The sequence below is a fragment of the Segatella bryantii genome (assembly GCF_022024215.1).
Taxonomy (GTDB): domain Bacteria; phylum Bacteroidota; class Bacteroidia; order Bacteroidales; family Bacteroidaceae; genus Prevotella; species Prevotella bryantii.
The window spans coordinates 897,604-922,762 of the sequence record NZ_CP091797.1; the positions used below are offsets into that span (position 1 = coordinate 897,604).

The window sequence follows — 25,159 nt, forward strand, 5'->3', positions numbered from 1 at the left end:
CAATGAAAACAAAAGCACCTAATCTGAAAAAAATACTGAATCTCTGTAATGAAAATAATTTTTTTGATGCAGACACTTTGTATCTAAAACAGAATATCAAAAGCAACATATTCAAATTAATAGCTGTCTGCGGAGATAATGGATTTAAAGGTAAAAAAAAATATAAAACAGAAGATGATGAAATCATAGTTTATTACATTAGCTACAATTCATGTATGAGTCTTATGTTAAATAAAGATATATTGTTCTTTGCATTGTTTTCATCCGTGGTATGTCTCAAGGATGATCTGAGTGCATCAAGAGCATTTTACCAAGCCTTAATCCCAATAAAAAAATATAATAACCTGAAAGGACGTATAAGTTTAGATAATTTGTGGAAAGATAACATATTGAATCGTAAATATGAAGATGAGTTATCTATTCAATTCAGAAATATCTCAAACGAAAATGAGTTTTATCATAATATTTTAATACCTCTATCTTCTTCATTTAAAAATTTACTACATCATAATTCTTCATTGTTACAATTTGAAGAATGTGCAGGGAAATTAAATGCTACTTATACGTTGAAACTCAAAGAAAAAGATAACTATAATAGCATATTAAATAGATTGATTATATATCTTTATAAATACTCTCCGGAATTAAATTTATCTAGAATAGCAATTCCGTATGTTAGAATGAGAAATCGTATGTCTATGGATAGGAAATTATCTTGCTTAATAGCTGATGTTATTACGCAAATTCAGACTGAGATTTTCAGTAAAAAAAATAATGAAGGAATTTCTTCAAATACAGTTATTACAACTTTAATGTATGCATTTATTATTGCAGGTTGTATAATGTATAAAAGTAAGGCTGATTTTAATAAAGTAGTAGAAAAAATCTATAAGAAATACTCTTTCATGGCAGAATCAGATGTGCAAAAATATATGTTATCTTTAGTTGGAATAAATACTGTTCAAAAAAAACTATTTAATGAATTGCATGCTCTTTGTATATCAAATGCTGTAAAACTAAATGTAAACTATGGCAATATAATGAATAAATGGAAAACTTCTGATTTTAATAATGATTTTAAAGATTTTGTTGACCTAATGAGGGAACTTAACGATTATATATTATCAGAGGAATGTTCATTTACAAAAGATCAAGTTTTTGAAGAACTTACAAAAGAGTTATTTCATAGCTTTAATATTCATAACTATTATAAATCATTTATTCTATTCTCGATTAAATTTTTAGCAAATGAAATTTGATGTCAATACATTAAATAAATATGTCGAAGAAACTATTGTATGTTGTGAGAAACATCCAAATGCTGATTTATACATATATGGTTACTATAGTAGTACAGATAAGCCTACAGTATGGGATGAGATAAGTATACACTGTAGAGGTATGATTGTAAATGGCCAAGGTGAAGTGATGGAGCATCCTTTTACAAAGTTTTGGACTTATAAACAGTATCTAAATAAATATACAGTACTTTTGAATGATAATCAAATATTTAAGATTCCTAAAGGTAATTTTCGCATATTAGAAAAAATAGATGGTACAATGTGCACATTATACTGGATAGGTGAAAAACCCTATTTAGCTACCCAGCGTTCCTTTACCAATCCCAAGGCGATAGAAGCTACAAAAATTCTTTATGAGAAACATTCTGATGTAATCGGTAAACTAAATAAGAATTATACATATATTTTTGAAGCAGTTTATCTAGAATCAGATGTTTTAATTGACTATGGCAACACTCGTGATATTTTTCTAATTGGTATGATAGATAAGGTAACAGGAATGCCAATAGAACTCCCTGATCTTGGTTTCCCAAAAGCAAGGGATTTCACTAAAAAATATGGGCATATAAGGGATTTTGATGAATTAGCTGCTCTAAATCTGCCAAATCAAGAAGGATTCGTCTTGTACTTTGAAAATGGCCAAATGATGAAATTAAAATTTCCTTGGTATCTTGAGGCGCATAAATCATTGGATCGAATGGTTGCAGGCGATTTCAAATTATACAGAAATCAGCTATTATTAAAGCAACAATTGGGATTAAAGGAACATTATATCTGCAATTTAGATATTTGGAAAGCATTGAAAAATGGAGATCAAGAACTTCATTCAATTACCAGTCAAATTCCAAGCTATTATTATCTTATGAGTTTTGAATATTGGCTGAAAAAAACAGAGAAAAGACTTAAAAAAGACTTCTCACAAAAAAAGGATTGGAACCTATGTAAACCAAAAGTGGTAGATATATTTAATATAGATGACCGTATGGATAAGGCTCATATTTATGAGTCAACAGTTTGGAACTGGAAAAAAAGATATTTAAAATAATGGAACACATATCTGCAGGTTTATTAGTTATTCGTGATAATAAAATCTTATTAGTACAACAGAAAAATGATCATGATAAACTACATTTATCTATTCCAAAAGGATTAATAGAAAAAGATGAAGATCCACTTGATGCAGCAATAAGAGAGACATATGAAGAGACGGGGTTAAAAGTTTACAGACGTAATATTATTAAAACACCCTACTTAATGAATATAGATAGCTCTTACATAAAGCGACGAATTATTTATTATGTTGCTCATATTCACAGTAATGTGGATGTATCTCCCATTGACAAGGCAGAAATTGAATGGGCAGGTTTTGTAAGTTATGGTTATGCCGAAAAGCATTTACAACCTACGCAGTTGTCTATATTGATACTGTTAAATCCTTTAAAATTATCAAAAAGGGCTATGAATTGGTTGTGCAACTGTGGCTATATAGAGTGTGATTGGCATCCTGAAAGAAGAATTAAAATATTTAATTATACCAAGAAATGCAAAACCGAACAATATTGGGATGAAATTACATTATGGTCACGTGGTTTGATTGCTGATGATAGAAATAACATTTTATATCGGCCATTAAAGAAATTCTTTGAACTTGACCAACTTTATCAGTTTTTCACACCTCATGAAGATAATGGGTTCAAGCTATTTGAAAAAAAGGATGGAGCCCTAGGTATTATGTATTGGATAGAAGATCAACCTTATATAGCTACAAGAGGTTCCTTTTCAACCTCACAAGCCATAATTGGAACAAGACTACTTTATACTAAACATTATGAAGACTTCTGTCACTTCAATAGAAATTATACTTATCTATTTGAGATTATCTCACCAAAAGATAAACATATAATAGATTATGGCGATATTGAGGAACTATACCTCATTGGAGCCTACGACAATAAAAGAATGAGGGATATTTCGTCCGATGAAATACATAACTTAGAAACATTTAAGAAAGTTGAATATTATTCGGAGCATGGTACCATTGAAGCTTTAAGCAGTGAAGACCAGCCTAATCGAGAAGGATACGTAGCCTTGTTTCCAGACGGGAATAGACTAAAAATAAAATTTAAGACATATAAGGAAAACTATGTTTTGCATTATAAAAAATAGATTATTAGCCACTTTGGGCTTAATTTTATTACTCTGCATACATATAAATGCAGAGAAGAAGATATATACCCTTTATGATATTCTTTCCTATAATAAAAAGACAAATGATTACCGTGTGGTTATGGATGACTCTATTATCAATGAACTAAACCACAAGATTTTTACCACAAATCTTTACCCTCAAATTAGATTAAATGCAAATTTACCGAACTATGAAAAGTCAATTAGCTTAACGTCTCAATATGATGGTACATATAAATATAGAAGCCGAACATATGCAAATTCAGAGGTCAATCTGCAGGTTATCCAGTTGATACCCTGGACAGGTGGTACAATGTCGTTTACAACTGGAATTAATCGATTAGACAATTTAACCAATGAGAATAAAACATTTTCATATTATTATAATATCGGTCAAATCACAATAAAGCAAAATGTTTTCGGCTATAATTCATATAAATGGGCTAAAAAACAGGATGAGGCAAATAAGATAATTGAAAGAATTCAACATCAACAGAGTTTGGAGAAAATTAACTATAAACTTGTGGAATGCTTCTTTAATCTATTGATGGCTCAAAGAAGGCAGGAACTTAATAAACAAAATCTCATCCTTTCGAAAGAAATTTATGATCATGCAAAATTGCTGTTCAAGGAGGAACGATTATCAGAACCTGATTTTATTGATACTGAGATAGAATATCTAAAAGAAAAAATGCAAAATAATAATTTGGAAATCAAATTTGCACAGGATGAGTTCAATAAAATTCTACAGTTGCATACAACCGATAATCCAATAGCAGAATTTGACGATACGACAATGGTATTTAATCCCCTTTCATTTGATATTAATGAAATTGCAGAAAAATCAGTTGAGTACAATTATAGTATAATACAGGATTCAAAGGAACTGGACCAAATTATTCAAATTAAGAAAATAAAGGAAGAATGTAGCCCCTCGGTTACTCTTGAATTAGGTGGTGGTTTCAACTCTCAGTTTGAAAAGTTTCGCAATGCTTATGATAACAAGTTAGATAGTCGTCAAATTGCTCTCACCCTAACTGTGCCAATATATGATGGTGGTAAGGGAAAAGCAAAAATAGCTATTAGCAAATATCAGCTATCAAGAATCAAAAATCAATATAATATTGATCGTGACGATGCCAAGAATGGATATATTAAGGATTTGCTCAATATCAATCTAATTATTGAAGCAATCAATAATTATAAGAACACACTTGGACTAATTGATAATCAGATGAAACTAATAAAATATAAAATTGATGGAGATAGACTAAACGTAGAACAATACCTACGTGTAAAGTCTGAAAAAATGAAGGCTTTTGTAAATTATTACGAATTAATTAAAGAATACTATATGTATATTTTTAAGTATAGAAGCCTTGCATTATACGATTTACGCAGTAATAAATCATTGTTAGCAAAGTAAAATAAGTCAATATGGCAAAATTTTAACAAATGAAACAAACAGTAATGTAAGTTTCAATTAATATTATAATACACTACTGTCCCGTTAAAGTGGACTAATTGCTCTTTGAAATAATTGAAATTCAGTCTATTAAGCAGGTTTTTGAAATAAAACGGACTTGATTTTGTATTTTTGCGGCCAAATACAATTGACTGCTATGTTCCAAGACAAATACGTTTTTGCTCAACTAACTGCTTTTCTGAACAGGATTCAGTTTAACAACTACGTTCGCAAGTATGATGGTAATCGCTACGTGAAGCATTTCACCTGCTGGAACCGACTGCTTGTAATGATGTTCGATCAACTGAGTAATCGTGAGAGTCTTCGTGATTTGATTGTTGCTTTTGAAGCACATCGAGCCAAGCAGTACCATCTTGAATTAGGTCGTGAACCTATTGCCAAAACGACTCTTGCGTCGGCCAATCAGAATCGTGACTACAGGATCTTCGAAGACTTTGCTTTTTACATGATGATGGAAGCTTGTGAGAAACGAACGACCAACATCTTGAATATTCCAGAAAAAAATATGCTTTTGACTCAACTACAATCCCGTTGTGTCTGGCAACATTCCCATGGGCAAGATTCAGAAGAAGAAAGGTGGTATTAATGCCCATTTGTACGCACATTTAGATACTTGTTATGTAAAGCAAAAATGAGAAGTAGAATCGTTACGCCCTAATAATCAGATATAATTTTTATGACTTCTGTCACTGATATACTTGTCATATTGGAACGCTCGACCTATGAAGTCTTGCAAATCCTCAGCATATCACTTACGGACAATACTCACCTACGAGACCTGTTTGATAAGACAAATTTCAACGATGTAAAAGATCAATTTGGTCCCCTCATTCCGGGGCTATTTGATTAATATTTAAACTCGTCCCATTTTAACGGGACACAAATGATTATATTTAATAATTTAAACAAATTTAAAATGAAAAAATCTTTAAAAGATTTAGAGCTATCAATGCCAAGTCTTGATAGTTTGAGTGCGAAAACTTTAATGGGTGGTGATGGTTATGCAAGTGAGCTGAATGACACTAATGGAAATTGGATTCCAGAGGTTGTTGTTTATCCAGAAAATATACAATCAGATTTTCAGGATTCTGATGCAGACTTGTTGGAACCAGATAATGGTGATGATTATAATAATAATCTAAATAATTATTATACATCTGATAGTAATGATCCCCAAGTTCATCAAACATTAGATAAAGATAAGGTTAAAAATAGTGAGCCTCAGGTTGGAGCACTCTGTACATTTGCAGCATTGAATGCAGCATTAAATGGTTATGGTAAGGAAAACTCATTAGGAACCCTTGGATTATATGCACAATATACTGGTACTCTAGAATTTTCAAATTTTAATGGCTTGTCGGGCCAAGAATTTGGAAATCTTATAAATGATTATTTTGTGACTACAGAATTGCAAGGTAAAGATGGACTAATCAGTGCACTGGAGGATAATTCTGGTGTATTAGGATACTTGCTATTAGGAGAAGATGTAAATAATGATGGAATGTTGAATGATGGTCATGCTGTTCTGTTTACTGAATATGATTCCGAATCTGGAACATTTGAATATTGGGATCCAGAAACAGGTAATTTAGAAAAAGGTAATGGAGATGGTTTCATCATGGGATGGGATCTTGAAAAAGCTAAATAATATTTTTATATTACTGTATGCACTATTGCATGCTGGAAAAAGCAATTTGTAAGTATGAAAAAGAAACTATTATTTTTTGTATTTCTTCTTGTTAGTTTACAAGGAAAAGCACAACAGACCATAACATGGGACAGCGATATCGACTCTGTAACACTTGCGTACCCTATTATATTTGTTGATGGTGTTGAAATTGGTGATGAAGATATGGCTAAAATAGATACAGCTGATGTTGTTTCTATAAATATATTGAAAGATGGACCAATCTATGACTTAGTAGCACCTCGCATGGGAAAAATAGTTATGGTAAAAACGAAATCTAAAATTTTTCTAAAGCAGTGGCTACTGAGAAAGCAGTTCATAGATGATATGTATAAGAGAAAACAAGAGAAAACACATCAGAAAGGAATTGTTATAAGGTAAACCATCTATCAACCCTGTATCCGTCAAGGGTATATTGTTATACCTTTGGCGGATGTTACCCATGCTCTCTAACCAAGCCTTGATTCTTTCGGTAATAGCGATATATTACATAATGTATGATATAATAAAATTCCATCATTTCCCAATCCTGTACTTAAATCTGTATTGACATTGCTTATAGTTGACCACCAACGGCTCTCTTCAAGGATGGCTTCTCATATTCTGTAATTGATTGACAGTTCTAGAGATTCATCGGTACAGACTCTGAAGAGACCACCAATAGTTTCATATGACTCAAATCGTTTGACGAAAATCTGCATACATATTGGATGATAACCTGTGATATTGAGGCTATTTGTGATTATTGATGTAATCAATTATAAAAAGTGTAACTATATCGATAACCAATAAGCTATAATTGAATATTTTTGCTTGTTTACATTTTTCTATCATTTCAGGTTCATCTCTTAGCCTGTCGTATTCGTTAAAAATTTCTCTATATATATTATTTCGAAAGAATATCATATATTCAAAAATCGCCCCAAGTACAAAACATACCAAAGCAACAGGTTTGGTAACATGAAGTGGAGTTTCTAGAAATAAACACACGAAATAATCAATACTTCCTATTAATATAAATGATAAAGGCATAAGTATACCGCAAGCACGCCCCATCGACATCGTACGGCTCTCAAGATTCTTTCGGTAATAGCGATATATTACATAATGTATGATATAATAAAATTCCATCATTTGTTATATTTGTATATTATTTGTTTCAAAAATCTAAGTCTTTTAGACTCCAATGCCCTTTTCCCTAAAAAATAGGCACTTGATACTGCCCAACCATAGCCAGGAGTAATAGTAAGTTGATTATAATTTTTTATTTTCAAAAAAAGTTCTTTTATCATTAAGATATATATAAGTTAATCTCACGCATTTTTTTACGGTATTTATACTTTACTCTGCAAAGGTAGAAAAAATAATTAAAAAAAAGTACAAAATTCACACAATTATGCTTACTATCTTGATCTTTTTTATTTACTGAGTCCCCTTTAAAAAGTGACACATTTTGATATTACTAGAAATTTCCGTAAATTATGAGACTCATAAATTGATAGCTACAATTTTAATGGATATAAAGAGTATAAACAGAAAACAATCGATACTTTTCGTTTTGGATTATAACCAATCAGGTATCTCTATAATAGAGATACCTGTCAGGATAAGTACACCCCATTCACTCTCAATGGGATATGATATAAAAAGGACTAAATTTTATTTTTGGAAAAGCGGTTGAGTACGAAACGACCGGCAAGACTAAGAATAAGCACAATAATCGTTAGGACTACGGCTGCGGCATAGGCTCTGTCCTGCACTTCTTGCTGTGGAGCACTCAGCTGGAAAAATACACTCAGTGGTAAAGTTGCTGCAGGACGTGAAAGACTATCGGGTATATTATCAGAAAAGCCTGCTGTAAACATTACCCCTGCAGCATCACCGATAGCCCTACCGATAGAAAGCAGGGTGGCTGTTGCTATCGCCGGTGCAATCTGACGTACCACGATACCAATGGTTTCCCAACGGGTAGCACCTAACGAGAAACTAGCTTCGAGCAAATCTTTCGGAATACTCTTGGCTACCTCGTCCATAGATCGGATGAATATTGGAATGATAAGCAACGTAACTACGATAATACCTCCTAAAAGTGAAGCACGAAGACCCAAGAGTACCATGATGGTAAAACCGAAAGCACCATACACGATGGAAGGGATACCGAAAAGCATATCATAACCTAGACGGGCGATAGAACCAAACTTACTGTCTGGTTTGAGATATACATTGAGATAGAATACTACTGGTATAGAAATCAGTAAACCGATAATGGTAGACCCTCCTACTATATATACAGAACCCATAATGGCATTAAGAAATCCACCCTTACCGCCAATATAGAAGCCACCACCCGGAGTTGAAGTTATCATTTCCCAAGTAAGTACAGGCAGACCTCGACTGAATACAGAGAAGATTACACTCAGCACAAAATAGAGTATCAATACTGCCGACAGATACATCAACAACTTGGCTATTTTTTCTTCTATGACACTACGAATCATAAACTTTCACTTTTTAAAAATGCATAATAGGTTACTGTTTAAACTTGCGGAGTACTAATCGTGAGAACAGATTAAATACAAGAACCACAAAGAAGAGTATGAAGGCCGCAAACATGAGAGCTGACTCATATAATGGCATGGACATCATCTCGCCATAGGCATTGGCTATAAGCGCCGGAATCGGATAGAAGGCATCGAGTATCGAATTAGGTACGATAGCCAAGTTTCCGCAGACCATCAGCACAGCGATAGTTTCACCCAACGTACGACTTACAGCCAATACTATGGCGGCTATAATACCCGGAAATGTTTTACGCAAAATAACGTGGATGGTGGTTTGCCAACGAGTAGCACCTAACGAGAGAGATGCCTCACGATACTCATTACCCACATTAGCAAATAGTTCGATAAAAAGACTTACCAATAGTGGTAATATCATTACACCGAGTACTACTGCGCCTGCCAACACCGTATATCCACTGGAAGAGCGTCCCAACGCTGGAGCTACGACACCAGACACCCAAGGCACGATGAGCAGCGTACCCCATACACCATAAATCACAGATGGTAAACCTGCTAGAATATCGAGCAGAGGATAGATAAATCGTCGCACCACACTGCGGGAATATTCTGTAAGATAAATAGCCATGAAAAGCGATATCGGTAGAGCGAACGCTACAGCCAGCAGGGTTACGCTGAGGGTTCCCATCAGAAATGGGAAAAAACCAAAGCGACCACTCATCGGTTTCCATTCTGACGATGAGAGTAAAGTCCATACAGACTCCTTTTCGAGAATAGGCACCGACTTCAGGTAGAGCCCTATTCCCATCGCTACGACAAGAAACAGGGAGGCGATGGTGAGTACTGCCATCACCTTACCTGCTATTTTATCTTTCCATAATCGTGTATTATTCATCCGTAATAAATATAATAATTTACTGTGTATCCGATGGCCAATGTAAATATGGCCTTGAAGAGTACGCTTAAAAACTGTTTCATATTTCGTATAGGCTTACTGTATGGCTACATCTAGTGGGGTGTATAAAAGTAGCCTTATTTGAGTTTCTTCAAACTGCTCTGCAGTTTTTCCTGGCTAATGGTGATATATCCTTGACCCTCGTTAGACTTCTGACCCTGCGTAAGCACATACTTGAGGAAGGCTTTTACTACAGGACTTTTAGGTATGCCATGAGCCACCAAATAGAGGTCTCGTGCAGGAGGTGAAGGGTATTTACCATCAGCTATCGCTTTTACAAGTTGAGAACGGTCAGCATAGAAGTTTTCGTCATCATCGATTTTTCCATTTTCGTTAACATCGATTGGCAAAATGGCAATACCTGGATTAAGTTTACCGCTTTTGCTGTCGTAAGCATAACCGATATTGTTAAGACCTATACCATTCTGATCTTTCTGTACAGCAGATGCCACACCTGGATCACCAAACACGCCAGTACCTTTCAGGTCTTCCTGTTTCTTACCTAAGTATTTAGCCCAAGTCTCAGCAGCACCACAAGCATCACTTCGTGTATACACACTCACCGCTACCTTACTGCTATTGCCTGCTACCTGACCCCAAGTTTTAGTCTTACCTGTAATCCACAAATCAACAAAAGTCTGACGCTTGGCACCTTTGACTACTAAATCTTTATATACAGGATTCTTGGCATTTATTGTTGGTACCACTGCATCCTTAGCAACAGCGAACCCTACAGCACCACGCTCAATTTCAGAAGCATCAAGATCACGACTTACCATACCCAAATCCACCACATCAGAAAGAGCATCGGTAAGTCCCTTACCTGCTCCACCTGCAGAGATATCAATGGAAACGTTCGGATGGAGTTTCTCAAAATCGTTAGCCCATTTTACAGCTAAAGGATAGAGGGCAAAAGCACCAGACAAAGAAATATTACCTGATAGCTCTTCGCCCTTATCACCTGAGTTATGCTTACTATTTGTGTTTCCGCCACAAGCTACAGTGCTTAGGCCGATGATTGCTATCCATGCTAAACTGGCTATGTTTACAATAATTTTTCGCATATTTACTTCCTTTCCTAATGATTAAGTAGTACGTATTGGTTTATATTCTATTTACATCGGCAAAGGTACGGCTAAATAAAGGTATACGAAATACCATGGACGAGGTAAACCATATCACTAACGTTTGTTATATCCGCCCACTACATACAATAAGAGCACCTCCCTAGAAGAAGGTGCTCTGTATTTAGTGCTTTTGATGCAAGCCACATTCGCGATGATCAGGATCTTCCCACCACCAACGACCGGCACGTACATCCTCGCCCGGTTTGATGGCACGGGTACAGGGTTCGCAGCCTATACTTGGGTAACCTTTATCGTGTAACTTATTATAAGGTACATGATTGGTCTTGATATAATTCCAAACATCCTCCTCACTCCAGTTGATCAGTGGATTGATTTTGATCTTGCCATGTATATCGTCCCACTCTACCACCTGCATATCTTTACGGGTAACCGACTGTTCTTTGCGTAGACCACAAATCCAAGCATCCACTCCTTCCATGGCACGCTTCAACGGCTCCAACTTACGAATCTGGCAACAACGATGACGGCTCTCTATACTGCCATAGAAAAGGTTAATACCCTCTTCGCGTACCATACGCTGTACTTCTTTATAATCAGGAAAAAATACCTCGATGTTAATACCATAAGTCATGTTGGTACGATCGATAAGCTGGTAAGTTTCCGGGAAAAGACGGCCAGTATCTAATGTAAAAATACGAGCCTTCTTATCTTTCTTCACTATAATATCGAGGAGTGTCTGATCTTCGATACTCAAGGATGAAGAAAGGGCGATGCGCCCTTGAAAATGCTCAAGGAAAAAACCGACAATTTCCTCAGCTGACGCATCGCTAAAACGTTCATTCAGTTGCTGTATTTCTTGTTCACTCATATCATTCAGAACTGTTTTTGTATTCTTATTACTTGATCATACCAGCTCCTACAGTCTCGTTAGTATCGGGATCGATAAAGATAACAGAACCTGTGATACGATTGTCTTGATAACGGTCGAACACAAGCGGATTAGCTGTATGGATGGTAATCTCTGCGATATCGTTCATCTTGAGTTCGCTTACCCCCTGCTCTTTCTCAAGTGTATTGATATTGCGACGGAAGTTAATACTACGTACGATGGCGAGAGTTTCGCTGGTTGTCTGGCGTACGATATATTTCTTGCGTACTTGAGCTGGTGTCTCATTAAACCAGCATACATCCATGGTTACATCCTGTTCTGTCTGGGGCTGTGGCTCATCAGCCTTAACTAGCGTATCACCACGACTGATGTCTATATCATTAGCCAACTGGATATCGATGCTCAATGGTGATGTTGCCTCTTCTAACTCACGATCAGCCTGACTAATACGGGTAACGGTGCTCTCCTGTCCTGAAGGTAATACACGTACCTTGTCGCCTACCTTAATCTTACCACCAGCTACACGACCTGCATAGCCACGAAAATCAGGGAACTTACTACTGATAGGACGGATAACATACTGTACAGGATAACGAAAATATTCTGTCACCTGCTTGTGCTCTACGGGCACCGTCTCGAGATATTCGAGCAAAGCAGGCCCTTTGTACCAAGACATATTATCGCTGTGGTTAACCACATTATCACCGTCTCTGGCGCTGATTGGGATAAATACCACATTCTTAATATGAAGTATCTCCGACATTTTGGTGTAGTCAGCAATAATCTTCTGATATACTTCCTCAGAATAATCTACGAGGTCCATCTTGTTGATGGCTACTACGATATGAGGAATACCCAGCAATGATGATATATAGCTATGACGCACCGTCTGCTCAAGTACCCCATGACGAGCATCAATCAAGATAATAGACAATCCTGCTGTAGAAGCACCTGTAACCATGTTACGCGTGTACTCGATGTGTCCCGGAGTGTCGGCAATGATAAACTTTCGCTTTGGTGTAGCAAAATAGCGATAAGCTACATCAATGGTGATTCCCTGTTCACGCTCAGCCCGAAGACCATCGGTAAGCAATGCGAGGTTAACCTCCTCATTACCTCTACTCTTACTAGCCTCTTCTACGGCTTCAAGCTGATCTTCAAAGATAGACTTGCTATCGTAAAGCAATCGTCCTATTAGTGTACTCTTACCATCGTCTACACTACCCGCTGTACTGAAGCGGAGTAGCTGCATATCTAAATAACCTCTTGTATCTGGCATAATTTTCTATTTAAAGTGAAAGATGAAGTTTGATAGTTGAAAGCTGAATAACCAACCTTCGATTTAGAAGTAACCGGCCTTTTTGCGATCTTCCATAGCTGTCTCTGAGCGTTTGTCATCCGCACGTCCTCCACGCTCTGTAACACGGGTAGCAGCAATTTCGTCGATAATATCGGCTACAGATGTAGCCTTGCTCTCTGTAAGACCTGTACAAGTAATATCACCGATTGTACGGCAGCGAACCTGCATTTTAACAACCTCTTCAGTAGGTTTACGTGGAATTACTGGGAGTGCAGCCAACCACTGTCCATCTCGCTTGAATACCTCGCGCTCATGGGTAAAGTAAAGACTTGGCATTGGAATATTCTCCAAGTAGATATACTGCCAAACATCCATCTCGGTCCAGTTTGATATAGGGAATACACGGAAATGTTCACCCATATTTTTACGACCGTTGAAGATGTTCCACAACTCTGGACGCTGGTTCTTTGGATTCCACTGCCCGAACTCATCACGATGACTGAAGAAACGCTCCTTGGCTCTGGCCTTCTCTTCATCTCTACGAGCACCACCAATAGCAGCATCAAACTTATATTTCTCAAGACTATCGAGCAATGTGGTAGTCTGTAGACGGTTACGACTGGCATAATAACCAGTTTCCTCTTTCACACGTCCCTGATCAATACTCTCCTGTACGCTGCCTATGATAAGGTCTGCACCCAACTTTTCAACGAGGGCATCACGATAATCGAGTGTCTCCTGAAAGTTATGACCAGTGTCGATATGCAACAGCTGGAAAGGAATCTTAGCTGGATAAAATGCTTTGTATGCCAGATAGGTAACTACGATAGAATCCTTACCTCCCGAGAAGAGGATACAAGGATGCTCAAACTGAGCTGCTACCTCACGAAGCACATATATTGACTCTGATTCAAGTTCACGCAAATGGGTTATTCTTTCTTGGTCCATATATACTTTTATTTTTGTCGGTTTATAATTGATTACACATGGTGTTCGCGTAATGCGAACTGTTGGCCTCTGGCCTTGACGATATCTTCTACACGCTGGTGCATGGTAGCCACCACGTCGCCTACAAGCGCTATGAGTGGTGTAGGATATACTCTGATATCAGTAGCCAGCTCACCGATGGTTGTTTCGAATCGCTGTTCGTCTGCATGCGATACATTGTAGACGAGTATTACTGGGGTATCAGCAGATTTACCTTTACCAAGCAAAGTACGGGCGATGAGTGGCAACTTGGCAGCTCCCATATAGTATACCAAGGTATCAGCATTAGGGGTTTCAGGACGATTGGAATGTCCATTGACCAATGCTACACTAGATGATAACTGGCGGTGGGTAAGACTCACCTTGAGACTGGAAGCCATCGCACTGGCTGTGGTGATACCAGGAATAACACTTACGGTTATACCATAACTCTCAAGGAATTCGATTTCCTCACCAGCATGAGCAAAGAGCATCGGGTCGCCACCTTTTAGTCTTACCACTTCCTTACCGGCTTTAGCAGCCTGAAGAAGAAGTTGGTTAATATCCTTTTGTTCTACTGAATGATGCCCACTTCGTTTGCCCACATATACCTTTTCAGCATCAATCTGCTCTAAATAGTCTTTCGAGATGAGATCATCATAGAAAATGATGTCAGCTGCCTCGATAGCTTTAACAGCTTTGACTGTAAGTAAATCAGGATCACCCGGACCGAATCCTACCAATTTTACCTGACCTGGACGGATGGTTGCTTCATTATCTTGCTGCTTGGTTATATTGTGTAATTTACTCATGCTTCGTTCCTTTCGTTCGTTAGTTTTTACTACAGAATAAGTGTCCTCTCTTAGACCTATTCAATATCTAATTCACCGTTTTCTATAGCTTGTTGTATGCGGTTTCTTACTCGTATACTTCGCTTTACATCGCGTGAGTCACTGCCTACTGCTATTGTAAGGTTATCTTGCCGGTAGATCGCTGGCGAGATGAAATCGCAGGCTGCAGGGTCATCACACACACTCGTCAGTATGCCTCGCTTAGAAGCTAAGTCTTTTATCCGATGATTCAGCTCATGGTCGCCTGTTACCACAAAGAGCAGGTTGATGCCGTCGAGGTCTTTTTCGCGGAAGGGCCGCTCTATGGTGGTAAAAGGCAGGGCCTTAATCTCATCAGAAATCTCCTTAGCGATAACCGTTGCCTTATCGGTAAACCGATGTAGTATCTGTGCCTTATGTGTGGCCACCTTACCTCCACCTACAATAAGGATTCGGGCATCTGATATGCGTATTGATATCGGAAGATATTCCATGTATTTTATTGTTATTTACTTCTTCTTAATACTTACCTTCCAGTAGTTGTCTACTTTTTCGGTAGCAATCACCTCATGACCTTCATTCTTAACACTACCTGGTACATTAGCGATAGGCTGACCGTCATCGAGGAGTATCTCGAGTATCTGTCCACTCTGCATTGGTGCCAAAGCAATCTTGGTTTTCACAAAGTTCATCGGACAAGCGACCCCTCTGAAGTCTTTCTTCACATCTGGCTGGATAGCACTCGCCTTTTTGTCGTCAGCAACTGAGGCTGAAACTGTTTTCTTTTCTTCGGCTGGAGCTACTTCTACAGGAGCTGAGGTTGTGGTCTTAAACTGTAACGAATCGTCCATATTCTTATAGAGATCGCTGAGCAGATCGGCCAGTTCATAGATGAGCGCCTTCTCTGATAACAGAGGCTGGTTGTTTCGAGCCTTATCGGTTAGTATCTGATATTTGGCAGGAACAATGCCGGTGTTGATAAACTCGTTAACGAATCCATGATATACGTCATCGTCTGTACGAGGGTCAAGACCGCGTGTTACCAAAAGCATGCGATTCTCAGAGAACACGATATCGTGAAGTATTTTCTCTGTTTCGTCAACACTGATCGATGTTGCTTCATCGAGCTGCTTACGCTTCTGGGCAATGGTATCCTGATCGATATCGATGATATCAAAAAGACCTGCAGAGCACTCAGCCTGACCGTACTTGATAAGACTGAATTTTTCATCGTCATCGAAATCGAAATAGGTATCTGGTTCCTCGCTATAAGGAGGTACCTCTTTATATTTAACCAGAAGTTCCTTCACCACGTTTTTCCCTCGGTTAGCTACATAGTCATAGTAATCAGCATATTCAGCCAAATGGTTAAGGATATCACGAACGTAGTTTTCTACAAATTCTGGTATGTATTTCGCTGCAATAAAACCTTGTTGCAAGTCGATTTCATTTTTACCAGCAGCAGGTAACCATACCGTATAAGCAGGATATGGATCATCTCCTGTACGACCTACACGACCACTGAATCCAAGGTCAGCCCAAGTAGCATTCGCACAGATATTGGTACATCCGGTCATGCTCAATTGAAGGTCAGGTAATGCATCAAAATTAAGATCGCTTGCCAATAAACGCTTAGTAATGGCGTCGATAGCTCCCTTTGGCAGACAGATACCCAATCGACAAGTATCTGCTCCGGTACAAGAGGTAAGCGCATTGATAAATACAGGATAGTCTACCTGATAAGCACCGAGCTTCTTAAAGAGCTGGTAGATATTTGGGAGATAAGCCTCTGGTATATTACGCACCTGAATCTGCTCGCGCTTGGTGAATCGAATAACATCATTACCAAATGCTTGAAGATATTCGGCTACTTCTGCGAAAAACTCCGGACGGTTGTTACCATGACTTACAGGAAGATAAGCATACCAGAAGTTTTTCTTTTTACCTTCCTCATTCGTCTGCTGGTGCGCATAACGCTTTTTCCAAATCTTGAAACTCTCATGCTTAGCTATGCCTTCAGCTGGAGCAAAGTCGGGTGTAAGATGTTCTACCGGCAGAGCAGGTGCATAAAAATCAAGTGAACCGTCTTTCTTCAGTTTGTCAAACTCCTCAAAATAGAGTCGTTTCGCTTCTTCCTCACCATATTTATAGAATACGTAACGCATACGAGCTTTGTGGCGATTACGACGGTTACCGTAAGCATTAAACCAGTTTTTCAGAGCCTTAGCTGCTCTCAGAAGATCTACTTCGGGTAAGAAGTCGAATACTTCCCATCCTACATGAGGATTAGTGGCGGTACTACCAGCAACGAGAACACGGAAACCGCGCTTACCATCTACCACGCGTGCCTGAAGGCCTAAATCTGCCACATAAGAAGAACTAGCATCTTTCACGTTATGATCTACCGCTATCTTATACTTACGAGGCATAGAGAAGGAGTCTTTCTCGGCGATGAGTCGCGAAGTAAGCTCTACTACGTATGGATACACATCGAAAGCCTCATCGCTAGTAAGACCGCTCAAATCGTTGGCAGTCATGTTACGAACAGTATTTCCACCGCCACCCTGTGTAGCAAGACCTGCCTTCTCCAGTTTACGCAGAGCAGGAATAGCATCGAGGATATCCACATTATGAATCTGAATCTCCTGACGAGTGGTGATATGCAGATGGGATGTAGAAACCTGCTTGCCCACCTGAGCGACAATAGCCAACTGTGCAGGAGTGATAATACCGCCTGTACAACGAATACGAAGCATGTGGTGCTGGTTTTTACGCTGTTCGTAGATACCCATTGGCACACGATTAGACTTCAACTGGCCAGCAGTAATTTCGCCTGCTTTAAATTTTTGTATAAGCTCTTCCGTGTAGCTGATATCGCCAGCTAGCGTTGATGGTATTCTATACATATCTTGTTCCTTTCTAAAATTCTAATATTATTACTCTTCAGATGGTTCCTGTGCGAAATGCACTTCCTTATCGATGACCTCTCCCTCGCGAATGGCAAACGAATTGATATGAATGCCCTCAAAGAGCGAAACGATAGCGTAGCGGATACGTGGATCGAGTGCCATACGAATATCTTCTTGCGATGGTCGTGATGGTGATGCTGGATGAGAATGCCAGTTGGCTAAAATTTTCAGTCCTTTACTGCGTGCATACTTGAGTGCAGCAAACTGATCTTTCGGTGCAAACGAGAAATGTTCTTCGCTATGATCGATATTTTCCATCCAGTAGCTTTCGGTTACCACGTCGTCATTGCCCATCAAATAACCACATGTTTCAATTGGCGCATCTTCTTGAGCCTGTAGTATCATGCGCTCTATTACATCTTCATTGATTTTCATTTTTTCAATTCCTCCTTGACGGGTTTGTATTCGTGAATCGTTAGATTCTATATTAATGGTTTTTCAGATCGCACGCAGCCTGCTCATAATCTATCAAATGATCTATTGTAGGATGACTGCCACAGATTTCGCAGGTATCACGTTTCTTCACGTTGATGGTACGGAAATTCATCGTCTTCGCATCGAAGGTAAGGAGACGGTTGGTCAACAGATCACCTACACCAAGGATGTATTTCAGAGCTTCTGCAGCCTGAATGGTTCCAAGCATACCAGCAATGGCGCCAAGTACTCCGGCCTGACTACAGGTTGGTACGGCTCCTGCTGGAGGCGGTTCCTTAAAGAAACAACGATAGCAAGCAGAACCTGGTATATGAGTAAAGGTTTGACCATTGAAACGGAGGATACCACCATGACTGAAAGCTTTATTTTCAAGGATACAAGCATCGTTGATAAGGAATTTTACAGGAAAGTTGTCTGTTCCATCGATTACAAAATCCCATGGCTTGATTATTTCGCGTGCATTATCAGAGTAGAGAAATTCGTGATAAGTAGTTACCTCTATATCAGGGTTAATGGCGAGCATTTTTTCCTTAGCACTCTCTACCTTCTTTACACCAACATCTTTCGTGAAATGGATAATCTGACGTTGAAGATTACTCAGATCTACCACATCGGCATCCACGATACCGATATGCCCTACACCGGCAGCAGCCAGATACATCGCAGCAGGAGCACCCAAGCCACCAGCACCAACGATGAGAACGCGGGCATTATTTATTTTTTCCTGGCCTTCTACGCCTACATCTTGAAGCAGAATGTGGCGCGAATAGCGTTCTATTTGTTCTTCTGTAAGTTCCATAACAATCTTTTTTTTCGAGATTTCTATTTATGCCTGTCCGCCACCCATGAAGTAAAGGAAGTCTACCTTATCACCTTCCTTGAGTTGTGTGGCATCATAATCTTCACGCTCTACAAACTCTTCGTTAATCTGTACAGTAACCATTTCTGGCTGAAACACACGATTAAGTTTAATCAATTCCGAGAGATTAAGAGGAAGAGTAACTTCCTGTACTTCGTCGTTAACAATAATCTTTGCCATAACTTTTTATCTGTTTTATTGGTTTATATTTCACATGATTTAGAACCGCCGCATATACCTTATAATAACCTTTGCGTTTGTATTTTCGCTAAATATAGAATTCGCTTGTATCTACCAGTCCTGCTCTGAAAGCATATTTTACAGCCTCGTGTGCCGTATTTACTTTGAGCTTTTTGAAGATATTCTTACGATGCGTATTAATCGTGTGTATCGAACTATATCGCTCTGCAGCAATTTCTTTGGTAGTTTTACCTTGAGCGATGCTTCGAAGTATTTCTATCTCCGTACTTGTCAAGTTAGTAGCAGGTTCCTCCTTAAGTTGCGAGTCTATAAGTATCTCGGTAGCACGGTGGCAGATATATCTCCGTTTCTGAACAGCATCCTGTATCGCCTCATGGAGATAACTAATCTGACTATCTTTAAAGATGATGCCTATATTCTTAGACGAACAAATCACTTTACGCATGAACGACTCTGTGAGGTCATCGGTTATCAACAACCACTGCGAAGTAGGGAATCGGTCGCAAAGAATAAGCAAACTCTCTACATCGGTAAAGTCGAAGAGCGTATAGTCTAACAGTATAACGCTGTCGGGAGCTTTTTCAAGCTGTTCTATCAATTCTCGCTTATAGGAAACAATTACGCTGCTATGGGGTTCTACCTTATTAATAAGAGCAGTTAGTCCTACCTGCGTAAGTTCCTGATTATCGGCTATTATAAAATTCGTCATATTATCGTCTTTCTTTAATTGAGAATAATCAGTGGCTTAACTCTGGTGCAAAATTATGACAAATATTGGGGTTGTACAATAAGCCAAATATGGTATATGGTATACCATACATTAGGTATACTAACTAACACATTAGAAACACATACCTAACATATGGTATCAAAATGCCTATAAAATGGTATTTTGAGAATCATTTTTATGCTTTACCTTTGCAACCGTGAACCAAATAATTAGACAAGGAATTATGAACATAGCAATATCATCAGTTACTAATAAAGTATTCGGGCTTGCCCCAAGTTTCGGATGGAACAAGACCGAACATTTTGTAGTAAACGCAAAGTTTAAGCGCGAGCAGAATGTTAATCTTTCGACTAAAGGATTAAACGTATCTGTAAAAGGTGCAAAGATATTGAAAGACGTAAATGTAGAAATACCTCAGCACAAAATTACCTGCATTATAGGTCCAAGCGGTTGCGGTAAGTCTACCCTACTCCGTACCTTCAATCGTCTTAACGATGGTGTAGAGGGGATGAAGATATCAGGTGAGGTTATTCTAGGTGAACACAACATATTAAAGGCATCGAGCAGTGAACTTACTCAGCTGCGTCGTAACATCGGATTGGTTCCACAGCGTCCTTGTCCGCTACCGATGAGTATCTACGACAATGTAGCCTATGGCTGCCGTATTCATGGTATCCGTGGTAGGAAAAAGCTCGATGCTGTTGTAAAACACTATCTACAGCAGGTAGGTTTGTGGGATGAGGTTAAGGATCGCCTGCATAGTCCAGCCAACCGTTTGAGTGGTGGTCAACAGCAACGTCTATGCCTTGCCCGCAGCCTAGCTGTAGAACCTAGCTATCTGCTGGCCGACGAGAGTACAAGTGCTCTCGATCCTATCTCGAGCAAAAAGGTAGAGTCACTCTTCACAGAATTAAAAAAAGATTATTCTATCGTTATGGTAACTCATACTCTTCGACAAGCCCTTCGCTTAGCAGACTATGTCGTCTTTATGTATCTAGGCGAAGTGATTGAAGCAGGCCCTGCCGAGCAGGTGTTTCACCATCCTAAGAATGAATTAACCAAGAAATATTTAGAGGGAGCTTTTAGTTAAAGCTTTCTCTTTTTTTTGCGACAAAATATTCGTCATAATTTGCATATTATTCAGACAGATCTAATGCGCGTACTCAAATACAAGAATTACGAATAGTCTTGATAACTAATGTCGGAGCAAAACTCACGCTCCTGAGTTAGCATCCCCTAATACGCATTTTGTAACTGTCTTAGTGACAATTACCGAATGAACAGTTACCATAGTAACCCCATTCTGCTCCTCCGTATAATTCGTCGGCCTGCTCTTCGTTCAAAATAATGCAATCTTGATCGATTTCTTTCAACATGGACTCATCAAGGAGCTTTTTTAAATTAATTTCTGCCATAAGGCTAAAAGTATTTAATAACGTCTACTCTTTTAAAGATTTTCGACATCCTCTTTATCTTGTACGTGAATTTATATTTATCTGCTACTTCGTAGTTGGCACAATGCCTGCATCAGTATCAGAGTTATGAATACGTTGGTTCACCTCAGAGCCATGCTTTCCAAAGTTCAGGTTGAAATGAAAGTCTATGCCGAAAACTTTACATAGATTTCTCGACCATACCATTTGATTGTAAGGAGCAAGGTGGGAAAAATTTTCTACAGACATTTCATAACGTGAACTGAAGATGTTCTGCAACTGGAGTTCTATACCCCATTTTTCTCTATTGTACCCAAAGACTATACTATGTGATTTCTCATTTTTGTTAAGTGTCTCCCCCCACAGGCTATGAAAACTTGTCTCAAGATTGGCTCCTATGTACCAATTCTTGTACATTCCCATTAAGTTGGCGCGTACCCCCCAGTTGGTATGTGCATGCGTATAAGTATTGCCATTACTGATATAGCGATTGACAAATGGGGCTAATTGAATGGATATATAATCCTTCCAAGGTCGTATTTTTAGATTTATTTGAGAGTTCAGTCGATGGAAGCCTCTTTGATTGGCATAACTCCTAACATAGAGGCCATTCGTGTAGATTGTTTCTTCCATATATGGCTTGTTGTCATAGCTGTAACGGGTAAACCATTCTGCACTGATATACTTTGTTCCTACGCTAATTGATAGTTCATTAGAGAAAAAACTGACCGCCTGTAGATTTGGATTTCCACGGCGTATTTGGTAAATGTCTATGTGCTGTTCAACATCGCTTAATTCGGCAAGTGAGGGTGCGTACCCTCCCATGTAGGCTTTGTAGCGTATTGACAGATAATTGTTGAAACGGTATCCCAGCTGAATAGTCGGGCGAAATATATATTTTACCTGTTTTGCATTTCCTTGGCTGGCATAGGTCCTCATTACACCAATACCTACCGTATAATCCAGTTTCCCTAACGTTGAAGCCCATTCTCCAAAAGCATAACTCTCAGCTGTATTCATCTTAACGCTTGAGGATGTGTTTCCATCATATGCGTTTTTTGTGTACATCTGCTGATGTCGCAGACCGAATGACAACCGCGAATCCTTGATTTTCTGCTCGTAAATAACTTCAGCTATGGCCGAATATTTATTCCCATCGACATGGGAAGTTATTTCCTGCACAGCATTCCCCTGAGATTGGCGATATAAACGGTCGTTTTTAGTATAGATATATGTTCCTATCAGGTCAAAGAACAGATGCCTATCCTTGGTAAACTCATGCTGATAATAAATATCTAACGATGGATTGTTGCTCCTTGACTTGGTGCGGTCCTTGATATCGAATGTGTTGCTGGCCTGAATAAGCCTGGAGTTTCTGTCAGATACCGCATGAGGGGTATTGTTATATAAATCACGAAAAGTAACACTCAATATGTTTCCGCTATGTATGTAATCGTAGCCAATGGATAGATTGATGTTATCGTATCGTGCCTTTGTCTTTTGCCCTATCTCATAGTTGCTGATACCGGGTGTCGTTGCATTGAAGGCCTCCATGTTTTCACGTAACCAGTTTACATTACGCCGATTCCAGTTTACAGATGCCTTGAAGTTTGAATTACCTACATGATAATTACCCGATAGCTGATAATCTCCTATACCTAAAGGATTGATAGTGTTCATCAACTCTCCGGAGATGCTTCCTCCATTCTTCTTTTCCTTTAAAATAATGTCAATTACGGCAGCTACATTTCCGTATCTTAGACCAGGATTATCATGATATTCTATTTTCAATACATCTGCCGGCAGGAGAGCCTTCACCTCCTGTATCTCCGCCTTTACGCCATTAATACGCAATTCTACGGCATCCCCCATAGTAGTAGTTACCTTACTGTCAAGCGTATTTACTGAGATGCGTGAAAGCTGAAGATGCTGCAACAAACCTAAACCATTGCTTGATGTTTTTCGCTGAAGCTGATTAGGGATGATAATTTGTCGGTCAGCTTTTTGTGTTACGCTATTGGCTGTCACGGTTACACCATTAAGCATCTTACTGTCCGGTTCCAACACTATTGTACCCAACGATAGGTGTTTAGAAATGTTTTGGCATTTAACTTCCTGCGTAGAATACCCTACAAAGGATATCCTTATTCTATAGTTCTCTCCTTCATGCGTATTCAGTTCAAAGCCGCCATTTATATCAGTTACCACTCCACTAATCATCTTATTTTCGCTTTCACGAAATAACGAAACCGTTGCAGCTGGTAATGGTTGCTTGTTTTCATCTACTACCGTTCCCGTAGTTTGTGCAACAAGGATACCGGAGCAGCCAGACATGAGCAATGTGAGAAGTTCCTTTTTCATAAACATTATCTTATTTATTATTATTTATTATATGCATTGTCTTATTATAATTTTGGAGTCGGCATCATGATATGCCGACAACTTTTCTTGTCTTTCGATGTTGCAAATGTATTGTCTTCTCCAAATCTTTTCACTACACAAAAGTGTAATTCTAAGTTTATTGGCTTAAATATTACACAAAAGTGTAATCATACAGCCTTGCAAAGTTCACCATACTTTGAAAAGAAACCCTTGATACCTCTTTTACTGGAACATACAGGAACGGTCTCCGATGTCAGGTAGTCTATGGATTTTCCTATTTGGCGTGTGCCAAATCCCAAGACCTTCATTACTTTCAATAGTTTGCTGTCAATCTCTGCAATCATATAACTGTACTTGTCCTCTACTATCGGCTTTACAGCCAATGCCATTAACCGCTTGAACAAAGTCAATGTAGATATTCCCGAATCTTTAGCAATAGCAAAGCGTCCAATATGCCAATATTCCGCATATTTTTCATGAGATATTGTCTTTAAAGGATTAATACCATACATCTTTTCTATAGGAAGTTCTTTTTTTCTATCCCATTTGAAAACTCTTATTGAACCTATTATTTTATGATCATATCGAGCTATATATATATTTGATGTATCGGAATATAATGCCTTTTCTTCATTATATACAGTCATGATGTCCGATTCCAGTTTTTCCTTACTTGGAGGATTTGTTGAATGATGCTTGTAGTTCTCTTCAACGACAAAACGAGATAATTCTTTTAAGCATTCCTGATTTGCAATGCTTATCTCATACTTTGGCATAACATTAATAATTTTCTCCATACCTAAAATTTTTCTCCAAAAGTATAGAGAGATTAGCACTTTTTCACTACCCGAAAGGGTAATTAGGTTAAAACTCCTTTAATATTACCCTTTTGGGTAAATACCACTTGATATTATAGATTATTTTTTTTTATCTTTACACCCA

At 38.4% G+C, this 25,159-nt stretch carries 25 protein-coding genes and 1 pseudogene; 9 read left to right on the plus strand and 17 right to left on the minus strand.

Annotated elements, in window-relative coordinates; translation table 11 throughout:
- Positions 1-2 precede the first annotated feature (2 nt).
- The 8 genes and pseudogenes from L6471_RS03375 to L6471_RS03410 all read left to right on the plus strand — a co-directional run bounded on the left by L6471_RS03375 (position 3) and on the right by L6471_RS03410 (position 7,042).
- A complete protein-coding gene (locus tag L6471_RS03375; RefSeq protein WP_237796839.1) occupies positions 3-1,259 on the plus strand; it encodes a hypothetical protein in 1,257 nt (418 codons plus the stop codon).
- Positions 1,249-2,346: a hypothetical protein gene (locus tag L6471_RS03380; protein WP_074614188.1), complete on the plus strand. Its 1,098-nt coding sequence runs from the start codon at positions 1,249-1,251 to the stop codon at positions 2,344-2,346. The genes L6471_RS03375 and L6471_RS03380 overlap by 11 nt, the downstream gene beginning before the upstream one ends.
- On the plus strand, positions 2,316-3,467 hold the full coding sequence (locus tag L6471_RS03385) for an NUDIX domain-containing protein (RefSeq protein ID WP_074614189.1): 1,152 nt from the start codon (positions 2,316-2,318) through the stop codon (positions 3,465-3,467). Before L6471_RS03380 ends, L6471_RS03385 begins: the two co-directional genes overlap by 31 nt.
- Positions 3,445-4,914, plus strand: coding sequence for a TolC family protein (locus L6471_RS03390; protein WP_237796840.1), 1,470 nt, complete (start codon positions 3,445-3,447; stop codon positions 4,912-4,914). The genes L6471_RS03385 and L6471_RS03390 overlap by 23 nt, the downstream gene beginning before the upstream one ends.
- 196 nt (positions 4,915-5,110) lie before the next feature.
- Positions 5,111-5,560 carry a DUF4372 domain-containing protein gene (locus L6471_RS03395; protein ID WP_237796841.1) on the plus strand — a complete coding sequence of 150 codons (450 nt, stop codon included), beginning with the start codon at positions 5,111-5,113 and terminating at the stop codon, positions 5,558-5,560.
- Between the two features lie 120 nt (positions 5,561-5,680).
- Positions 5,681-5,824 (plus strand): annotated as a pseudogene (locus tag L6471_RS03400) (IS4 family transposase); the annotation flags it as partial.
- Between the two features lie 66 nt (positions 5,825-5,890).
- Positions 5,891-6,622 carry a hypothetical protein gene (locus L6471_RS03405; RefSeq protein ID WP_237796842.1) on the plus strand — a complete coding sequence of 244 codons (732 nt, stop codon included), beginning with the start codon at positions 5,891-5,893 and terminating at the stop codon, positions 6,620-6,622.
- A gap of 54 nt (positions 6,623-6,676) precedes the next feature.
- Entirely contained in the window at positions 6,677-7,042 is a 366-nt protein-coding gene (locus L6471_RS03410) for a hypothetical protein (RefSeq protein ID WP_237796843.1), read from the plus strand.
- Between the two features lie 351 nt (positions 7,043-7,393).
- On the opposite strand, the gene L6471_RS03415 is transcribed toward L6471_RS03410, so the two are convergent.
- The 14 genes from L6471_RS03415 to L6471_RS03480 all read right to left on the minus strand — a co-directional run bounded on the left by L6471_RS03415 (position 7,394) and on the right by L6471_RS03480 (position 20,381).
- A complete protein-coding gene (locus L6471_RS03415; RefSeq protein ID WP_237796844.1) occupies positions 7,394-7,795 on the minus strand; it encodes a hypothetical protein in 402 nt (133 codons plus the stop codon).
- A 518-nt stretch (positions 7,796-8,313) separates the two neighbouring features.
- The gene (gene pstA, locus L6471_RS03420; RefSeq protein ID WP_237796845.1) at positions 8,314-9,159 is read right to left on the minus strand and encodes a phosphate ABC transporter permease PstA; all 846 of its coding nucleotides are present in this window, start codon (positions 9,157-9,159) and stop codon (positions 8,314-8,316) included.
- A 31-nt stretch (positions 9,160-9,190) separates the two neighbouring features.
- Complete coding sequence (gene pstC / locus L6471_RS03425; protein ID WP_006283818.1) at positions 9,191-10,075, minus strand: phosphate ABC transporter permease subunit PstC; 885 nt, start codon at positions 10,073-10,075, stop codon at positions 9,191-9,193.
- Between the two features lie 137 nt (positions 10,076-10,212).
- Entirely contained in the window at positions 10,213-11,199 is a 987-nt protein-coding gene (locus tag L6471_RS03430; protein WP_237796846.1) for a PstS family phosphate ABC transporter substrate-binding protein, read from the minus strand.
- 184 nt (positions 11,200-11,383) lie between these two features.
- Positions 11,384-12,091 (minus strand): phosphoadenylyl-sulfate reductase, encoded by a 708-nt coding sequence (locus L6471_RS03435; protein WP_006283815.1) that lies wholly within the window; start codon positions 12,089-12,091, stop codon positions 11,384-11,386.
- Positions 12,092-12,119: 28 nt separating this feature from the next.
- The gene (locus tag L6471_RS03440; RefSeq protein ID WP_094448882.1) at positions 12,120-13,391 is read right to left on the minus strand and encodes a sulfate adenylyltransferase subunit 1; all 1,272 of its coding nucleotides are present in this window, start codon (positions 13,389-13,391) and stop codon (positions 12,120-12,122) included.
- 63 nt (positions 13,392-13,454) lie between these two features.
- Complete coding sequence (cysD, locus tag L6471_RS03445; RefSeq protein ID WP_006283813.1) at positions 13,455-14,360, minus strand: sulfate adenylyltransferase subunit CysD; 906 nt, start codon at positions 14,358-14,360, stop codon at positions 13,455-13,457.
- A gap of 32 nt (positions 14,361-14,392) precedes the next feature.
- Positions 14,393-15,190, minus strand: a complete 798-nt coding sequence (gene cobA / locus L6471_RS03450) for a uroporphyrinogen-III C-methyltransferase (RefSeq protein WP_074614195.1) — start codon at positions 15,188-15,190, stop codon at positions 14,393-14,395.
- A 56-nt stretch (positions 15,191-15,246) separates the two neighbouring features.
- Positions 15,247-15,702 (minus strand): precorrin-2 dehydrogenase/sirohydrochlorin ferrochelatase family protein, encoded by a 456-nt coding sequence (locus L6471_RS03455; protein ID WP_074548888.1) that lies wholly within the window; start codon positions 15,700-15,702, stop codon positions 15,247-15,249.
- A gap of 15 nt (positions 15,703-15,717) precedes the next feature.
- Positions 15,718-18,114, minus strand: a complete 2,397-nt coding sequence (locus tag L6471_RS03460; protein WP_237796847.1) for a sulfurtransferase TusA family protein — start codon at positions 18,112-18,114, stop codon at positions 15,718-15,720.
- Positions 18,115-18,144: 30 nt separating this feature from the next.
- Positions 18,145-18,552, minus strand: a complete 408-nt coding sequence (locus tag L6471_RS03465) for a M67 family metallopeptidase (RefSeq protein ID WP_006283808.1) — start codon at positions 18,550-18,552, stop codon at positions 18,145-18,147.
- 52 nt (positions 18,553-18,604) lie between these two features.
- Positions 18,605-19,411: a HesA/MoeB/ThiF family protein gene (locus tag L6471_RS03470; protein ID WP_006283807.1), complete on the minus strand. Its 807-nt coding sequence runs from the start codon at positions 19,409-19,411 to the stop codon at positions 18,605-18,607.
- Positions 19,412-19,438: 27 nt separating this feature from the next.
- On the minus strand, positions 19,439-19,651 hold the full coding sequence (gene thiS, locus L6471_RS03475) for a sulfur carrier protein ThiS (RefSeq protein WP_006283805.1): 213 nt from the start codon (positions 19,649-19,651) through the stop codon (positions 19,439-19,441).
- A gap of 88 nt (positions 19,652-19,739) precedes the next feature.
- Positions 19,740-20,381 (minus strand): response regulator transcription factor, encoded by a 642-nt coding sequence (locus L6471_RS03480; RefSeq protein WP_006283803.1) that lies wholly within the window; start codon positions 20,379-20,381, stop codon positions 19,740-19,742.
- Between the two features lie 244 nt (positions 20,382-20,625).
- Here L6471_RS03480 and L6471_RS03485 point away from each other — a divergent pair, with 244 nt between their 5' ends.
- On the plus strand, positions 20,626-21,492 hold the full coding sequence (locus tag L6471_RS03485) for a phosphate ABC transporter ATP-binding protein (protein WP_039871295.1): 867 nt from the start codon (positions 20,626-20,628) through the stop codon (positions 21,490-21,492).
- A 169-nt stretch (positions 21,493-21,661) separates the two neighbouring features.
- Here L6471_RS03485 and L6471_RS03490 read toward each other — a convergent pair whose 3' ends face one another.
- The 3 genes from L6471_RS03490 to L6471_RS03500 form a co-directional block, all read right to left on the minus strand.
- Positions 21,662-21,817 (minus strand): hypothetical protein, encoded by a 156-nt coding sequence (locus L6471_RS03490; RefSeq protein ID WP_009434700.1) that lies wholly within the window; start codon positions 21,815-21,817, stop codon positions 21,662-21,664.
- A gap of 84 nt (positions 21,818-21,901) precedes the next feature.
- Complete coding sequence (locus tag L6471_RS03495; protein ID WP_027453940.1) at positions 21,902-24,196, minus strand: TonB-dependent receptor; 2,295 nt, start codon at positions 24,194-24,196, stop codon at positions 21,902-21,904.
- A gap of 188 nt (positions 24,197-24,384) precedes the next feature.
- The gene (locus L6471_RS03500) at positions 24,385-25,014 is read right to left on the minus strand and encodes an N-acyl amino acid synthase FeeM domain-containing protein (RefSeq protein ID WP_094448884.1); all 630 of its coding nucleotides are present in this window, start codon (positions 25,012-25,014) and stop codon (positions 24,385-24,387) included.
- Positions 25,015-25,159: the final 145 nt, after the last annotated feature.

What these genes read in the sequence shown, in the direction of transcription:
- L6471_RS03375 (WP_237796839.1), top strand. Translation starts at nt 3, where the DNA reads ATGAAAACAAAAGCACCTAATCTGAAAAAAATACTGAATCTCTGTAAT.
- L6471_RS03380 (WP_074614188.1), top strand. Translation starts at nt 1,249, where the DNA reads ATGAAATTTGATGTCAATACATTAAATAAATATGTCGAAGAAACTATT.
- L6471_RS03390 (WP_237796840.1), top strand. Translation starts at nt 3,445, where the DNA reads ATGTTTTGCATTATAAAAAATAGATTATTAGCCACTTTGGGCTTAATT.
- L6471_RS03395 (WP_237796841.1), top strand. Translation starts at nt 5,111, where the DNA reads ATGTTCCAAGACAAATACGTTTTTGCTCAACTAACTGCTTTTCTGAAC.
- L6471_RS03405 (WP_237796842.1), top strand. Translation starts at nt 5,891, where the DNA reads ATGAAAAAATCTTTAAAAGATTTAGAGCTATCAATGCCAAGTCTTGAT.
- L6471_RS03410 (WP_237796843.1), top strand. Translation starts at nt 6,677, where the DNA reads ATGAAAAAGAAACTATTATTTTTTGTATTTCTTCTTGTTAGTTTACAA.
- L6471_RS03415 (WP_237796844.1), bottom strand. Translation starts at nt 7,795, where the DNA reads ATGATGGAATTTTATTATATCATACATTATGTAATATATCGCTATTAC.
- pstA (WP_237796845.1), bottom strand. Translation starts at nt 9,159, where the DNA reads ATGATTCGTAGTGTCATAGAAGAAAAAATAGCCAAGTTGTTGATGTAT.
- pstC (WP_006283818.1), bottom strand. Translation starts at nt 10,075, where the DNA reads ATGAATAATACACGATTATGGAAAGATAAAATAGCAGGTAAGGTGATG.
- L6471_RS03430 (WP_237796846.1), bottom strand. Translation starts at nt 11,199, where the DNA reads ATGCGAAAAATTATTGTAAACATAGCCAGTTTAGCATGGATAGCAATC.
- L6471_RS03435 (WP_006283815.1), bottom strand. Translation starts at nt 12,091, where the DNA reads ATGAGTGAACAAGAAATACAGCAACTGAATGAACGTTTTAGCGATGCG.
- L6471_RS03440 (WP_094448882.1), bottom strand. Translation starts at nt 13,391, where the DNA reads ATGCCAGATACAAGAGGTTATTTAGATATGCAGCTACTCCGCTTCAGT.
- cysD (WP_006283813.1), bottom strand. Translation starts at nt 14,360, where the DNA reads ATGGACCAAGAAAGAATAACCCATTTGCGTGAACTTGAATCAGAGTCA.
- cobA (WP_074614195.1), bottom strand. Translation starts at nt 15,190, where the DNA reads ATGAGTAAATTACACAATATAACCAAGCAGCAAGATAATGAAGCAACC.
- L6471_RS03455 (WP_074548888.1), bottom strand. Translation starts at nt 15,702, where the DNA reads ATGGAATATCTTCCGATATCAATACGCATATCAGATGCCCGAATCCTT.
- L6471_RS03460 (WP_237796847.1), bottom strand. Translation starts at nt 18,114, where the DNA reads ATGTATAGAATACCATCAACGCTAGCTGGCGATATCAGCTACACGGAA.
- L6471_RS03465 (WP_006283808.1), bottom strand. Translation starts at nt 18,552, where the DNA reads ATGAAAATCAATGAAGATGTAATAGAGCGCATGATACTACAGGCTCAA.
- L6471_RS03470 (WP_006283807.1), bottom strand. Translation starts at nt 19,411, where the DNA reads ATGGAACTTACAGAAGAACAAATAGAACGCTATTCGCGCCACATTCTG.
- thiS (WP_006283805.1), bottom strand. Translation starts at nt 19,651, where the DNA reads ATGGCAAAGATTATTGTTAACGACGAAGTACAGGAAGTTACTCTTCCT.
- L6471_RS03480 (WP_006283803.1), bottom strand. Translation starts at nt 20,381, where the DNA reads ATGACGAATTTTATAATAGCCGATAATCAGGAACTTACGCAGGTAGGA.
- L6471_RS03485 (WP_039871295.1), top strand. Translation starts at nt 20,626, where the DNA reads ATGAACATAGCAATATCATCAGTTACTAATAAAGTATTCGGGCTTGCC.
- L6471_RS03490 (WP_009434700.1), bottom strand. Translation starts at nt 21,817, where the DNA reads ATGGCAGAAATTAATTTAAAAAAGCTCCTTGATGAGTCCATGTTGAAA.
- L6471_RS03495 (WP_027453940.1), bottom strand. Translation starts at nt 24,196, where the DNA reads ATGAAAAAGGAACTTCTCACATTGCTCATGTCTGGCTGCTCCGGTATC.
- L6471_RS03500 (WP_094448884.1), bottom strand. Translation starts at nt 25,014, where the DNA reads ATGGAGAAAATTATTAATGTTATGCCAAAGTATGAGATAAGCATTGCA.